The sequence below is a fragment of the Pseudomonas sp. HS6 genome (genome assembly GCF_023375815.1).
Lineage (GTDB): Bacteria > Pseudomonadota > Gammaproteobacteria > Pseudomonadales > Pseudomonadaceae > Aquipseudomonas.
The window spans coordinates 5,177,777-5,191,095 of the sequence record NZ_CP067412.1 but is presented as its reverse complement, the minus strand read 5'-3'; the positions used below and the strand labels follow the sequence as shown (position 1 = coordinate 5,191,095).

The window sequence follows — 13,319 nt, the reverse complement described above, 5'->3', positions numbered from 1 at the left end:
AAAAACGTGCGGCAGTTTACTGGGTTTCGCGGGTTAAACCCACGTCCGCTGTCTGGATGGCCGGGCCATAGCCTTCGATGAACTCGGCGGGCATGCGCTTGGGCTTGCCAGTGGACAGTTCGATGCAGACGAAGGTGGTCTGGGCGCGCAGCAGCGTGGTGTTGTCGCTGGGGCGGATCAGCTGGAAGTGACGGGTCATTTTCAGGCGCTGATCCCAATCGACGATCCAGGTCGCCAATTGCAACTCATCGCCTTCGTAGGCAGCGGCCAGATAATCGATTTCGTGCCGCACCACCGCCATCGCTCGATCCAGACGACGGTACTCGACCAGATCCAGACCCAGCCGCTGCGAGTGACGCCAGGCGCAACGTTCGAGCCAGGAGACGTAAACCGCGTTGTTTGCGTGTCCCAGCCCGTCGATGTCCTCGGCGCCTACTTGCAGATCAATGGTAAACGGCGTTGCCCGATCCCAGCCCATGCCCTACTCCCGATCAAATGATTCAACCGGGGCAGTGTAACGGATGGCTATGCCGATTGCCGCGCCTGAAGGCTGCGACCGGCCAGCAGTGATAACACGCCATCAATCACCCGAGGGTCGGCCAGCACGCGCTGATGACCGCCGGCTTCCAGGCGCAACAGTCGGCTGTCGAACCACGATTCGTGGATCAGTTGGGATTCCTTGACCGAGACGAAGGTGTCGTCCTCGGCATGCACGATCAGGCCTGGCATATCCAGCTGATAGTGGGCGACATCGAGAGTCGCGGCACGCATGCCCACGTCCTGTTCGACTTGGCGAATAAAGGCAGAGCGAGCTCGAGGTGGCATTCCGACGTAACGGGCAAACCCGCGCAACACGCCCAGGATGCGAGCCGGCGCGGCAATGCTGACAAGGGTTTCGGTGCGCAACCCCAATTGCACCGCGAGCATGGCGCTGGCGCCGCCCATGGAGTGGCCGATGACGGCTTGCAACGGAGGCAGTTCGGCGGCGGCTTCGAGCATGGCGCGCGCAAACAGTACGACGTTGGCTTCGCGCCCTGGCGAACGACCGTGGGCCGGGCCGTCGAGAGCGACAACGGTGTAACCGGATTCGACCAGTGCCGTGATCAGCGCGGCAAACTGGGTCGGCCGCCCTTCCCAACCGTGCATCAGCAGAACCGTCGGGCCTTGCCCCCAGCGCAGCGCGGAGAGACCGAAACGCAAAGTGATCCGCTCGGACTTCGCCAGCAGCGGCAACTCCCAATCCCGTGGCGCATTGGCGCGAGGGGTCATGAATGCCAACCGCATTTTGCTTGCCACCAGTTTCGGTGCAAACCAGCCTAAGGTGCCATTAACGCCACGAACCCACTTCAACGTGCTCATCGCTCTCTCCTCAGGCTCGTTGCCTTCAGGTCAACGCACCGCCGACTTGGCAGCGCGCAGCAATCGATCGGATAAATCACCAGGCCCCAACGCCCTTGAGAGCGCCAGCCCCCCTACCATCAAGGCCACGTCCGCCAACGCTTTGTCGATGTCTTCCGGGCTTGAAGCCAACTGCGCGATCATCAGCTCCAGATGCTCGTTCAGCGCGATGCGGAACTCTTCTGGCAGACGCCCCAGCTCACCGATGGACGCCGGGATCGGGCAAGCCGAATCGCTGGAATCACGGTGTTTGCGTGACAGGTAGAACGCGGCCACCAAGGCGCGACGCTCTTCGCCGGTCAATTCAGAGTCCATGTCGGCAATCAGGTCTCGGCGGCGACCCAGCAACTGCTTGAACGCCTCAAGCATCATTGCGTCCTTGCTTTCGAAGTGCGCATAGAAGCCACCGACAGTCAGGCCGGCGGCGCCCATCACTTCACCCACACTCGGCTCGGCCGGGCCACGCTGGATCAGTGCGGCGCTGGCAGCCTTGAGGATGCGTTCGCGGGTTTGAGCTTTTTTGTCGTTCATCGTTGCCTCCGAATATTACGATTAGAATATTATTCTCATAATAATATTCTGCAAGTCGAAAATATGACCGCTGGTCTGAAGCACAGTGTAAGGAAAAAGGAGAGTTGGCCAAACGCCAGACAAACAAAAGGGCCATTCAATAATTGAATGACCCTTATAAATCCCGCAGAGCGGGTAATCGTGGCGTCCCCTAGGGGACTCGAACCCCTGTTACCGCCGTGAAAGGGCGGTGTCCTAGGCCACTAGACGAAGGGGACACAAACCTTCTATACAACTGATCAGTGCTGAGATCTGATCGATTCAAGGCCGGTGTGGCCAGACCTTGAACTGTAAATTGGTGGAGCTAGACGGGATCGAACCGTCGACCTCTTGCATGCCATGCAAGCGCTCTCCCAGCTGAGCTATAGCCCCGGATTTTTCGCCTCGCGGCGGAGCGACATCTTGCAACATCGCTTCTGTAAAACTGGCGTCCCCTAGGGGACTCGAACCCCTGTTACCGCCGTGAAAGGGCGGTGTCCTAGGCCACTAGACGAAGGGGACGCAAACCCTTCTATACAACTGATCAACGCTGAGTGTTGATCGCTTCGAAGCCGGTGTGGCCAGGCTTCGAAGTGTAAATTGGTGGAGCTAGACGGGATCGAACCGTCGACCTCTTGCATGCCATGCAAGCGCTCTCCCAGCTGAGCTATAGCCCCTCATCGTTGATGTCATCGCTGAGGACGGGGCGAATCTTAAGGGCGTATCGAAAGGCTGTCAAACTTATTTTTGAAAAAATTCAAAATTTTTTGTCGGCATAACAATCACTTACCACCCTCCCCCCGTAAATTCGGGGGAAAACACCGAAGGACGGGATCAAATGATCCTGACCTCCGGCGCGTCCTGCAGAGTCAAACGCAATCAGGCGATAGTGCCCAACAGCTTTTCCCACTCTTTGTTTTCTTTCTTCGACACGCCGCCCAGCAGGTCAATTGCCTGACGAAGGCGGAAACGGGTCAGGTCCGGCCCGAGGATTTCCATCGCATCGAGCACCGATACCGAGCTTGCCTGACCAGTGATCGCAGCGAACATCAGCGGCATCGCGTCACGCAGCTTCAGCTCAAGGGATTCCACCACTGCCTGAATCGTCGCAGTGATGCTGTCCTTCTCCCACTGACGCAGGCTTTCCAGCTTCCACAGGATCAACTGCATCAGTTGACGAACCTGATCGCCCGAGAGCTTTTTCGATTCGAACAGTTTGGCATCCGGGTTAACGCCACCAGAGAAGAAGAAACCACCCAGCGGTGCAACCTGGCTGAAGGTTTCAACGCGGCCCTGAACCAGCGGCGCGATCTTCATCATGTATTCCGGATTCAGCGCCCAAGTCTGCAAGCGGCTGGCGAACTCTTCCACCGGCAGATCACGCAGCCACTGGCCGTTGAGCCACGACAGTTTCTCGATGTCGAAAATCGGCCCGCCCAGCGAGACACGCTTGAGATCGAAGTTGTCGACCATTTCCTGCAGCGAGAACTTCTCGCGCTCGTCCGGCATCGACCAGCCCATGCGGCCCAGATAGTTGAGCATGGCTTCCGGCATGAAGCCCATGCGCTCGTAGAACGTCACCGAGGTCGGGTTCTTGCGCTTGGACAGCTTGCTCTTGTCCGGGTTGCGCAGCAGCGGCATGTAGCACAGCTCCGGTTGTTCCCAGCCGAAGTATTCGTAGAGCAGGATCAGTTTCGGTGCCGACGGCAGCCATTCTTCGCCACGCAGCACGTGGGTGATGCCCATCAGGTGATCGTCGACCACGTTGGCCAGGAAGTACGTCGGCAGGCCGTCGGTCTTCATCAGCACTTGCATGTCCATGCGATCCCACGGGATCTCGACATCGCCGCGCAGCATGTCCGGCACCACGCAGACGCCTTCGCTCGGCACTTTCATGCGGATCACGTGCGGCTCACCCGCAGCCAGGCGGGCCGCGACTTCTTCCTTGGACAGCAACAGCGCACGGCCATCGTAGCGCGGGGTTTCGCCGCGAGCCATTTGCTCGGCGCGCATCTGATCCAGCTCTTCAGCGGTGCAGAAGCACGGGAAGGCATGGCCCATGTCGACCAGTTGCTGGCAGTACTTCTGATAGATATCGCCGCGCTCGCTCTGGCGATACGGGCCGTGCGGGCCGCCGACGTCCGGGCCTTCGCTCCAGTCGATACCGAGCCAGCGCAGCGCATCGAAGATCTGCTGTTCGGACTCGCGGGTCGAGCGCAACTGATCGGTGTCTTCGATGCGCAGAATGAACTCACCGCCGTGCTGCTTGGCAAAGCAGTAGTTGAACAATGCGATGTAAGCGGTACCTACGTGGGGATCCCCGGTAGGCGATGGCGCGATGCGAGTGCGGACGGTGGTCATGGCATGTCTCGAAAAGAATGAAAAGCAAAGAACGATCAAGCGGCGAATGGTAACAGGCGACACCCGCCCCGCTCCAGCGGACAGGGCATTTAAGCCAACTTTGCGTCTGTAACGCCCGTTGGCCGTGGTGAATGGCTGAATATCAGCAGATGGCATTTACCGTTCATCGGCTGTATGCCAGATTCGCCTGCTGATAACTTTCCTTACAATTCCTCGACTACAGTTTGCCCATGCCTGCCCAACTCAAGCGTCGCCTGTTCATTTTCCTGCTGCTCGTCCTGCTGATTGCCGGGGGCTTTTTTGCTCATTGGTTTTTCAAGGGGCGCTTTTATGAAAGCACCGACAACGCCTATGTCCAGGGTGAAATTACCCGCGTGTCGAGCCAGTTGAGCGCACGCATCGACGAGGTGCTGGTGCAGGACAACCAGCATGTGGAAAAAGGCCAGTTGCTGATCCGCCTCGAGGGCGAAGATTTCCGCCTCGCGGTCGATCGTGCCAACGCCGCCCTCGCCACACGCGAAGCCGAGCGGCTGCAAGCCCAGAGTAAGCTGACCCAGCAAGCCAGCCTGATTGCCTCCAGTGACGCCCAGGTGGCGACGACTCAAGCCACCCTCGGCCGCTCGCAGATCGACTTGTCGCGGGCAGAAACCCTGCGCAAACCCGGCTACGTCTCCGAGGAGCGGGTCACCACCCTCTCCGCCGACACCCACATCGCCCGCTCGCAAGTGGCCAAGGCCCAGGCCGATGCGCAGAGCCAGCGCCAGCAAGTCAACGCGCTGAACGCTGAAATCAAACGCCTCGATGCGCAGATCGCCAACGCCCGCGCCGACCTCGCCCAGGCCGAGCTGAACCTCACTCGCAGCGAAATCCACGCACCGATCAGCGGCCTGATCGGCCAGCGTGCCTCGCGAAATGGCCAGATCGTGCAGGCCGGCGCGTACCTGCTGTCGATCGTTCCGGACGAAGACATCTGGGTGCAGGCCAACTTCAAGGAAACCCAGATCGGCCACATGCTGCCGGGCCAGAAGGCCGAGCTGATCTTCGACGCCTATGGCGATACGCCGATCGAAGCCCGGGTCGACAGCCTGTTCGCAGCCTCAGGCGCGCAGTTCAGCCTGTTGCCGCCGGACAACGCCACCGGCAACTTCACCAAGGTCGTACAACGGATTCCGGTCAAGCTGACCTTCAAGGCCGATAACCCGCTGCACGGCAAAATCCGTCCGGGCATGTCGGTCACCGCCACCGTGAATATCAAAGACGCCCCAGACAATGGCCGGTGATTCGCTGATTCGTCCGGTCGGCGAGCCGACCCGACGGGACTGGATCGCGGTGATGAGCGTGATGCTCGGCGCGTTCATGGCAGTGCTCGACATCCAGATCACCAACTCCTCGCTCAAGGACATTCAGGGCGCCCTGTCGGCGACCCTGGAAGAAGGCTCATGGATTTCCACCTCATACCTGGTAGCGGAAATCATCATGATCCCGCTGACCGCGTGGCTGGTGCAGCTGCTGTCGGCACGGCGACTGGCGGTTTGGGTCTCGCTGGGATTTCTGATTTCATCCTTGCTGTGCTCGATGGCCTGGAGCCTCGACAGCATGATCGTGTTCCGCGCCATGCAGGGCTTCACCGGCGGCGCGCTGATCCCGCTGGCCTTCACTCTGACCCTGATCAAACTCCCCGAACACCACCGCGCCAAAGGCATGGCGATGTTCGCGATGACCGCCACCTTCGCCCCCTCCATCGGCCCGACCCTCGGCGGCTGGCTCACGGAAAACTGGGGCTGGGAATACATCTTCTACATCAACATCCCGCCGGGACTGATCATGATCGCCGGGCTGATGTATGGCCTGGAGAAGAAAGAAGCGCACTGGGAACTGCTGAAAAGCACCGATTACACCGGCATTCTCACGCTGGGTATCGGACTCGGTTGCCTGCAAGTGTTTCTTGAAGAAGGCCATCGCAAGGACTGGCTTGAATCGAGCCTGATCGTGGCGCTGGGCAGCGTTGCCCTGCTGAGTTTGATCACCTTCGTCATCGTGCAGATTTCCAAGCCCAATCCGCTGATCAACCTCGGCATCCTGCGCAATCGCAATTTCGGGTTGTCAAGTATTTCCAGCCTTGGCATGGGCGTTGGGCTGTACGGTTCGATCTATCTGCTGCCGCTGTACCTGGCGCAGATCCAGAATTACAACGCCTTGCAGATCGGCGAAGTGATCATGTGGATGGGCGTGCCGCAGTTGTTCCTGATTCCGCTGGTGCCGAAGTTGATGAAATTCGTGTCGCCGAAATGGCTGTGCACGATCGGCTTCGGCCTGTTCGGATTGGCGAGTTTTTCATCCGGCGTGCTCAATCCGGACTTTGCCGGGCCGCAATTCAATCAGATCCAGATCATCCGCGCCCTCGGCCAGCCGCTGATCATGGTGACCATTTCGCTGATCGCCACGGCTTACATCCTGCCGCAGGACGCGGGCTCGGCATCGAGCCTGTTCAACATCTTGCGCAACCTCGGCGGCGCCATCGGCATCGCCCTGCTCGCCACCCTGCTGGACGCGCGCACCAAGACCTACTTCGATTACCTGCGCGAAGCGGTGGTGCCAACCAATCCGCAGGTGGCCGAACGCCTGGCGTCGATGACCGATCGCTTTGGCAGTGACACGGCGGCGCTGGGAAAATTGAGTGAAATCGTTCATCAGCAGGCGCTGATCATGGCCTACAACGATGCGTTTCATTTTGTCGGGATAGCGCTGGGGATCAGCATGCTGGCGATCTTGCTGACCAAAAAGCTGCCCACCGGCCTGAAGGCCGGCGAAGCTCACTGATTTTTGCGGTGCCTGCACCGGCCCTATCGCTGGCAAGCCAGCTCCCACAGGTTACCTTGGTGTTCACACATTTTGTGTACGCCATCAATCCCTGTGGGAGCTGGCTTGCCAGCGATACGGCCAGATCAGGCGATAGAGATCAGACTGCCAACAATCGCTCGCGCATTTTGGCAATCTCGTCGCGCATCTGCGCCGCCGCTTCGAATTCCAGATCGCGGGCCAACTGGTACATCTTCTCTTCCAGTTGGCGGATGCGCTTGGTGATCTCGCTCGGCGAGCGCAGTTCGGCTTCGTACTTGGCGTTTTCTTCGGCGGCCTTGGCCATGCCTTTGCGCTTCTTGCTGCGCGAACCGGGCACGGTGGCGCCTTCCATAATGTCGGCGACGTCCTTGAACACGCCTTTGGGCGTAATACCGTTGGCCAGGTTGAAGGCGACCTGCTTGTCGCGACGACGCTCGGTTTCGCCGATGGCACGCTCCATCGAACCGGTCATGCGATCCGCGTAGAGAATCGCCCGGCCATTGAGGTTACGCGCCGCACGGCCGATGGTCTGGATCAGCGAACGCTCGGAGCGCAGAAAGCCTTCCTTGTCCGCATCGAGGATCGCCACCAGCGACACTTCCGGCATGTCCAGGCCTTCACGCAGCAGGTTGATCCCCACCAGCACATCGAACGTGCCGAGGCGCAGGTCGCGGATGATCTCCACACGTTCGACCGTGTCGATGTCCGAGTGCAAATAACGCACGCGCACGCCGTGATCGGCCAGGTAATCGGTCAAGTCTTCGGCCATGCGTTTGGTCAGCGTGGTGACCAGTACCCGCTCCTCCACCGCTACACGCTTGGAGATTTCCGAGAGCAAATCGTCGACCTGGGTCAGCGCCGGTCGCACTTCAACCTGCGGGTCGACCAGACCGGTCGGGCGCACCACTTGCTCGACCACCCGTCCGGCGTGCTCGGCTTCGTAGTTGCCGGGCGTGGCGGAGACGAAAATCGTCTGCGGGCTTACCCCTTCCCACTCGTCGAAACGCATCGGCCGGTTGTCCAGCGCCGATGGCAGACGGAAACCGTATTCCACCAGGGTTTCCTTACGCGAACGGTCGCCCTTATACATCGCGCCGACCTGCGGCACGCTGACGTGAGATTCGTCGATTACCAGCAGCGCATCCGCCGGCAGATAATCGTAGAGCGTCGGCGGCGCCGCGCCTGCTGGACGACCCGACAGATAGCGCGAGTAGTTTTCGATGCCGTTGCAGTAGCCGAGCTCCAGGATCATCTCCAGGTCGAACCGGGTGCGCTGCTCCAGACGCTGGGCTTCGACGAGTTTGTTGTTGTTGCGCAGGTATTCCAGGCGCTCCTGCAACTCGACCTTGATTCCCTCGATGGCGTCGAGCAGCGTCTCCCGGGGCGTCACATAGTGGCTTTTCGGGTAGAAGGTGAAGCGCGGCAGCTTGCGGATGACCTCGCCGGTCAGCGGGTCGAACGCGGAGATGCTCTCCACTTCGTCATCGAACAGCTCGATGCGGATCGCTTCCAGGTCGGATTCGGCCGGATAGATGTCGATCACATCACCGCGCACCCGGAACGTCGCCCGGGCGAAATCCATGTCGTTGCGGGTGTATTGCAGGTCGGCCAGACGCCGCACCAGCGCACGCTGATCGAGCTTGTCGCCACGATCAACGTGCAACACCATTTTCAAATAGGTTTCCGGGCTGCCCAGACCGTAAATGCACGACACCGTGGTGACGATGATCGCGTCCTTGCGCTCTAGCAATGCCTTGGTCGCCGACAGACGCATCTGTTCGATGTGGTCGTTGATCGACGCATCCTTCTCGATGAAGGTGTCGGACGACGGCACATAGGCTTCAGGCTGGTAGTAGTCGTAGTACGAAACGAAATATTCGACGGCGTTGTTCGGGAAGAACGACTTGAACTCGCCATACAACTGCGCGGCCAGGGTCTTGTTCGGCGCCAGCACCAGGGTCGGACGCTGCACCTGGGCAATCACGTTGGCGATGCTGAAGGTCTTGCCCGAACCGGTCACGCCGAGCAGGGTCTGGTGCGCCAGCCCGGCTTCGATGCCCTCGACCATCTGGCGAATGGCTTCAGGCTGATCGCCGGCAGGGTCGAATCGGGTGACGAGCTGGAATTCAGACATAAACACCTCTGGATTCGCGACGCTGCGGGCAAACCGCAGCACCACGAGAAAGACCGCAAACGACCGATGTCGCGCAAGGAAAAACGAAGATTGTGCTGAATGTGGAGCCGATTGCCTCGCCTTTCAAGGCAAACGTCCTACATCCGGTAAAGTCTCCGACAGATTCATTCGACTAACGGTCGAGAAATAATCGGAAAAACTTACCTTAAAAGCCGATTCGCCTGTCGCCATTGGTCGATGATGGCCTCTATACTAGCTCCCCGTTTGTGCACCGCTCTAGTGCATTCGGCTGGAGCGCCACACGTCCCTCCACTCTCCAATAGAGCTGCCGTAAAAATGAGCCTGTTCTCCGCTGTCGAAATGGCACCCCGCGATCCAATCCTGGGCCTCAACGAAGCATTCAACGCCGATACCCGGACCGACAAGGTCAACCTCGGGGTGGGTGTGTATTGCAACGAAGAGGGGCGAATTCCACTCCTGCGCGCCGTCATCGAAGCCGAAACCATTCGCGCCGCTCAGCACGCCTCCCGTGGCTACCTGCCAATCGACGGCATCGCTGCCTACGATCAGGCCGTGCAAAAGCTGCTGTTCGGCAATGATTCGCCACTGCTGGCGGCTGGCCGAGTTGTCACCACTCAGGCCGTCGGCGGGACCGGCGCACTGAAAATCGGTGCCGACTTCCTCAAGCAACTGCTGCCGAATGCCGTTGTAGCGATCAGCGACCCGAGCTGGGAAAACCACCGCGCGCTGTTCGAAACCGCCGGTTTCCCGGTGCAGAACTACCGCTACTACGACGCCGCCACCCACGACGTGAACCGTGCCGGCCTGCTGGAAGACCTCAACGCCCTGCCGAACGGCTCGATCATCGTGCTGCACGCCTGCTGCCACAACCCGACTGGCGTCGATTTGAGCCCGGCGGACTGGAACAACGTGCTGGAAGCGGTCAAGGCCAAAGGTCACGTGCCGTTCCTCGACATGGCCTACCAGGGCTTTGGTGACGGTATCGCCGAAGACGCCGCTGCCGTGCGTCTGTTCGCCGAGTCCGGCCTGACCTTCTTCGTGTCTAGCTCGTTCTCCAAGTCGTTCTCGCTGTATGGCGAGCGCGTCGGTGCCCTGTCCATCATCAGCGAATCGAAAGAAGAAAGCGCGCGCGTGCTGTCGCAAGTCAAACGCGTGATCCGCACCAACTACTCCAACCCGCCGACTCACGGCGCAAGCATCGTTGCCGCTGTGCTGAACAGCCCGGAACTGCGCGCCCAGTGGGAAGCCGAACTGGCTGAAATGCGCCTGCGCATTCGCGGCATGCGCGAGCAGATGGTCGCTCTGCTGGCGAAGAAAGCCCCGCAGCGTGACTTCAGCTTCGTCGGTCGTCAGCGTGGCATGTTCTCCTACTCCGGCCTGACCACCGAGCAGGTTCACCGCCTGCGCAACGAGTTCGGCATCTACGCCCTGGACACCGGCCGCATCTGCGTTGCCGCGCTGAACCAGAGCAACATCGAAGCCGTGACGGACGCCATCGTTCAGGTCATCTGATCTGACGCTGCACTGAAAACGGGAAGCTTTCGGGCTTCCCGTTTTTTATTTGTCTGAAGAAAAGCCGCTACACCCTCTAGACTGCACACAGACGATATTTCAGAGAGACACCATGAAAAACGATGACCTGCGCGCCGACCGCGACGATCTGGATGACTTCATCCCCCGCGCCCCGGCCAAACGTGGCAACAACCTGGTGCTGCAAGTCGCAGCCGGGGTGTTTCTCGGCGGGCTGGCGCTGTGGCTGGTGCAACTGGGCGCAACGATGCTTTACGCCAAACTGATGCTCGGCACCTTCACGTTCGGCGGTTAGGCCAGTTCCGATGCACGCTGAGTCGCCGCGTCGTCATAAACGACGTAGAGCGATTCGGCGACCTGGCTCTTGATGGCCTTGGTGCTTTCCAGACCGAGGACAAAACCTTCGGCCTTGCCGCCCGCGCGATTCAACTCTTCAGCCGTGGCGGCCTGGGTGATCGCGTCAAAGAGCTTTTCGGCGTGCGGGCCGACGCCTTTGGGCAGACTGATTTGCGCGGTGCTCATGCGAACACCTCGGCAGGACGATGGATTAGGGTGGGGCTATTCATGGCGCGTACCTTTTCGGCGAATGGCCGGCAGCGCGTGTGACCACTTCCGGGCGGCCATGGTAGACCTCTGCTACGGTTCTGGTAACCGCCAATCTCCGATAAACCGCCGTCCGTCCTGAGTTTTCCGAAAAACTTACAACTGGCGCTTGACTAGTCTTTTTAAATCAGTAACATACGCACCAATTCCGCAATAGCTCAGTTGGTAGAGCAAGTGACTGTTAATCACTGGGTCCCTGGTTCGAGTCCAGGTTGTGGAGCCAAATACAAAGCCCCTGAATCGAAAGATTCAGGGGCTTTTTTGTGGGCGCTGAAAAAAGTGGCGCCATAGAAAAAGGGCCGATCAGTTTTCCAACTGATCGGCCCTTTTTCATTCAGCTATAGCAGTCAGACGTGCTCGCTGCTTTTGGCATGTGCCTTTGGTGCACCATGACCGTGATCCGCGTCCGGATCGATCACCGGCACTTCATTGCCATCGCAATCATGCAGCTTGCCGTCGCTGAAGTAGTCGCCCTCGCGCAGCGCCGCCAGATCCCGGAAACGCAGGGTCCGCTCTTCCGCCGCCGCGAACACCGACTGCTGATCCGAGTTACCCGCCGTGAAGTGGTTGAACGCCAGGTTCAGCAAGATCGCCATGATCGCCGACGAGCTGATGCCCGAATGGAAAATGGTCGCGAACCAGCTCGGGAAGTGATCGTAGAAGTTCGGCGCGGCAATCGGGATCATGCCGAAGCCTATCGAGGTCGCAACGATGATCAGGTTGACGTTGTTGCGATAATCGACCTTGGACAGCGTGCGGATGCCACTCGCCGCCACGGTGCCGAACAGCACGATGCCAGCGCCACCGAGTACCGAGGTCGGCACTGCTGCGATCACCCGACCCATGAACGGCAGCAAGCCGAGGATCACCAGAAAGATGCCGCCGGTCGCCACCACATAACGGCTCTTGATCCCGGTCACCGCCACCAGCCCGACGTTCTGGGCGAAGGCGCTTTGGGTGAACGAGCCGAAGATCGGCGCAAACATACTCGACAGCATGTCCGCCCGCAGGCCATTGCCCAGACGCTTGGAGTCGACCTTGGTGCCGATGATTTCACCGACTGCCAGAATGTCCGCCGAGGTTTCCACCAGGGTCACCATGACCACGATGCACATCGACAGGATCGCGGCGAAGTGGAAGGTCGGCATGCCGAAATGGAACGGTGTCGGGAAGCCGAACATCGGGCCCTGTGTGACGTTGGAGAAGTCCGCCATGCCGAGGAACACCGCCAGCACCGTGCCGATCACCATCGCCAACAGGATCGACAGACGCGAGATGGTCGAGCTGCCAACCTTGCTCAGCAACAACACCAATACCAGCGTGACCGCCGCCAGACCGATGTTCTGCATGCTGCCGAAGTCCGGAGCATGGCTGTTGCCGCCCATGGCCCAGCGTGCGGCCACCGGCATCAGCGTCAGGCCGATGGTGGTGATCACGATGCCGGTGACCAGCGGTGGAAAGAACTTGGTGATGCGCGAGAACACCGGCGTGATCAGCAAACCGATCAACGACGCGGCAATCACCGCCCCGAGCACCGACTGAAAGCCGCCCTCCCCGCCACTGCTGACAATCGCCACCATGGTCGCGACACCGGAGAACGACACACCCTGCACCAGCGGCAACTGACATCCGAAAAACGGTAGACCCAGGGTTTGCAGCAACGTGGCCAGCCCCCCCGCAAACAATGAAGCAGCAATCAACAGACCAATGTCCGCCGGCGACAACCCGGCGGCCTGACCGATGATCAGCGGCACCGCGACGATACCGCCATACATGGTCAGAACATGTTGCAGGCCGTAAGCCATATTCGCGCCGACCCCGAGGTTTTCGTCCTCGGGCCGTTGGTGTGAAACATGGGGCGTTTTCATGGTGGGGGGTTCCC

11 protein-coding genes and 5 tRNA genes are annotated in these 13,319 nt (G+C 59.9%); 5 read left to right on the top strand and 11 right to left on the bottom strand.

Going from position 1 to position 13,319, the window contains the following annotated elements:
• Positions 1-16: 16 nt before the first annotated feature.
• The 8 genes from JJN09_RS23500 to gltX all read right to left on the bottom strand — a co-directional run bounded on the left by JJN09_RS23500 (position 17) and on the right by gltX (position 4,308).
• Positions 17-478, bottom strand: a complete 462-nt coding sequence (locus JJN09_RS23500; protein WP_249483978.1) for a thioesterase family protein — start codon at positions 476-478, stop codon at positions 17-19.
• Positions 479-525: 47 nt separating this feature from the next.
• Complete coding sequence (locus JJN09_RS23495) at positions 526-1,359, bottom strand: alpha/beta fold hydrolase (RefSeq protein WP_085732470.1); 834 nt, start codon at positions 1,357-1,359, stop codon at positions 526-528.
• A 30-nt stretch (positions 1,360-1,389) separates the two neighbouring features.
• Positions 1,390-1,929, bottom strand: coding sequence for a TetR/AcrR family transcriptional regulator (locus tag JJN09_RS23490; protein ID WP_007956432.1), 540 nt, complete (start codon positions 1,927-1,929; stop codon positions 1,390-1,392).
• 181 nt (positions 1,930-2,110) lie between these two features.
• Positions 2,111-2,186: transfer RNA gene (locus tag JJN09_RS23485), tRNA-Glu, on the bottom strand.
• A 78-nt stretch (positions 2,187-2,264) separates the two neighbouring features.
• Positions 2,265-2,340, bottom strand: a tRNA-Ala gene (locus JJN09_RS23480).
• A 53-nt stretch (positions 2,341-2,393) separates the two neighbouring features.
• A tRNA-Glu gene (locus JJN09_RS23475) sits at positions 2,394-2,469 on the bottom strand.
• Positions 2,470-2,548: 79 nt separating this feature from the next.
• Positions 2,549-2,624: transfer RNA gene (locus tag JJN09_RS23470), tRNA-Ala, on the bottom strand.
• A 202-nt stretch (positions 2,625-2,826) separates the two neighbouring features.
• On the bottom strand, positions 2,827-4,308 hold the full coding sequence (gene gltX, locus JJN09_RS23465; RefSeq protein ID WP_249483977.1) for a glutamate--tRNA ligase: 1,482 nt from the start codon (positions 4,306-4,308) through the stop codon (positions 2,827-2,829).
• A 230-nt stretch (positions 4,309-4,538) separates the two neighbouring features.
• Between gltX and JJN09_RS23460 the strand changes: the two genes are divergently transcribed.
• Entirely contained in the window at positions 4,539-5,588 is a 1,050-nt protein-coding gene (locus tag JJN09_RS23460; protein WP_249483976.1) for an HlyD family secretion protein, read from the top strand.
• A gap of 49 nt (positions 5,589-5,637) precedes the next feature.
• Complete coding sequence (locus JJN09_RS23455; RefSeq protein WP_249490841.1) at positions 5,638-7,128, top strand: MDR family MFS transporter; 1,491 nt, start codon at positions 5,638-5,640, stop codon at positions 7,126-7,128.
• Positions 7,129-7,267: 139 nt separating this feature from the next.
• Here JJN09_RS23455 and uvrB read toward each other — a convergent pair whose 3' ends face one another.
• The gene (gene uvrB, locus JJN09_RS23450; RefSeq protein ID WP_249483975.1) at positions 7,268-9,283 is read right to left on the bottom strand and encodes an excinuclease ABC subunit UvrB; all 2,016 of its coding nucleotides are present in this window, start codon (positions 9,281-9,283) and stop codon (positions 7,268-7,270) included.
• 336 nt (positions 9,284-9,619) lie between these two features.
• Here uvrB and JJN09_RS23445 point away from each other — a divergent pair, with 336 nt between their 5' ends.
• Both JJN09_RS23445 and JJN09_RS23440 read left to right on the top strand, forming a co-directional pair.
• Positions 9,620-10,816: an amino acid aminotransferase gene (locus JJN09_RS23445; protein WP_249483974.1), complete on the top strand. Its 1,197-nt coding sequence runs from the start codon at positions 9,620-9,622 to the stop codon at positions 10,814-10,816.
• A gap of 112 nt (positions 10,817-10,928) precedes the next feature.
• A complete protein-coding gene (locus JJN09_RS23440; RefSeq protein WP_007956421.1) occupies positions 10,929-11,129 on the top strand; it encodes a hypothetical protein in 201 nt (66 codons plus the stop codon).
• Here JJN09_RS23440 and JJN09_RS23435 read toward each other — a convergent pair.
• Positions 11,126-11,356, bottom strand: a complete 231-nt coding sequence (locus JJN09_RS23435) for a hypothetical protein (RefSeq protein WP_249483973.1) — start codon at positions 11,354-11,356, stop codon at positions 11,126-11,128. The two genes, JJN09_RS23440 and JJN09_RS23435, sit on opposite strands and share 4 nt — an antisense overlap.
• 228 nt (positions 11,357-11,584) lie before the next feature.
• Between JJN09_RS23435 and JJN09_RS23430 the strand changes: the two genes are divergently transcribed.
• Positions 11,585-11,660: transfer RNA gene (locus JJN09_RS23430), tRNA-Asn, on the top strand.
• A gap of 124 nt (positions 11,661-11,784) precedes the next feature.
• Here the strand turns inward: JJN09_RS23430 and JJN09_RS23425 are convergent.
• On the bottom strand, positions 11,785-13,305 hold the full coding sequence (locus JJN09_RS23425) for a nucleobase:cation symporter-2 family protein (protein WP_249483972.1): 1,521 nt from the start codon (positions 13,303-13,305) through the stop codon (positions 11,785-11,787).
• Between the last annotated feature and the right edge of the window lie 14 nt (positions 13,306-13,319).

Excerpts from the sequence above, each read along its gene's own strand:
- JJN09_RS23500 (WP_249483978.1), bottom strand. The coding sequence starts at position 478 with ATGGGCTGGGATCGGGCAACGCCGTTTACCATTGATCTGCAAGTAGGC.
- JJN09_RS23495 (WP_085732470.1), bottom strand. The coding sequence starts at position 1,359 with ATGAGCACGTTGAAGTGGGTTCGTGGCGTTAATGGCACCTTAGGCTGG.
- JJN09_RS23490 (WP_007956432.1), bottom strand. The coding sequence starts at position 1,929 with ATGAACGACAAAAAAGCTCAAACCCGCGAACGCATCCTCAAGGCTGCC.
- gltX (WP_249483977.1), bottom strand. The coding sequence starts at position 4,308 with ATGACCACCGTCCGCACTCGCATCGCGCCATCGCCTACCGGGGATCCC.
- JJN09_RS23460 (WP_249483976.1), top strand. The coding sequence starts at position 4,539 with ATGCCTGCCCAACTCAAGCGTCGCCTGTTCATTTTCCTGCTGCTCGTC.
- uvrB (WP_249483975.1), bottom strand. The coding sequence starts at position 9,283 with ATGTCTGAATTCCAGCTCGTCACCCGATTCGACCCTGCCGGCGATCAG.
- JJN09_RS23445 (WP_249483974.1), top strand. The coding sequence starts at position 9,620 with ATGAGCCTGTTCTCCGCTGTCGAAATGGCACCCCGCGATCCAATCCTG.
- JJN09_RS23440 (WP_007956421.1), top strand. The coding sequence starts at position 10,929 with ATGAAAAACGATGACCTGCGCGCCGACCGCGACGATCTGGATGACTTC.
- JJN09_RS23435 (WP_249483973.1), bottom strand. The coding sequence starts at position 11,356 with ATGAGCACCGCGCAAATCAGTCTGCCCAAAGGCGTCGGCCCGCACGCC.
- JJN09_RS23425 (WP_249483972.1), bottom strand. The coding sequence starts at position 13,305 with ATGAAAACGCCCCATGTTTCACACCAACGGCCCGAGGACGAAAACCTC.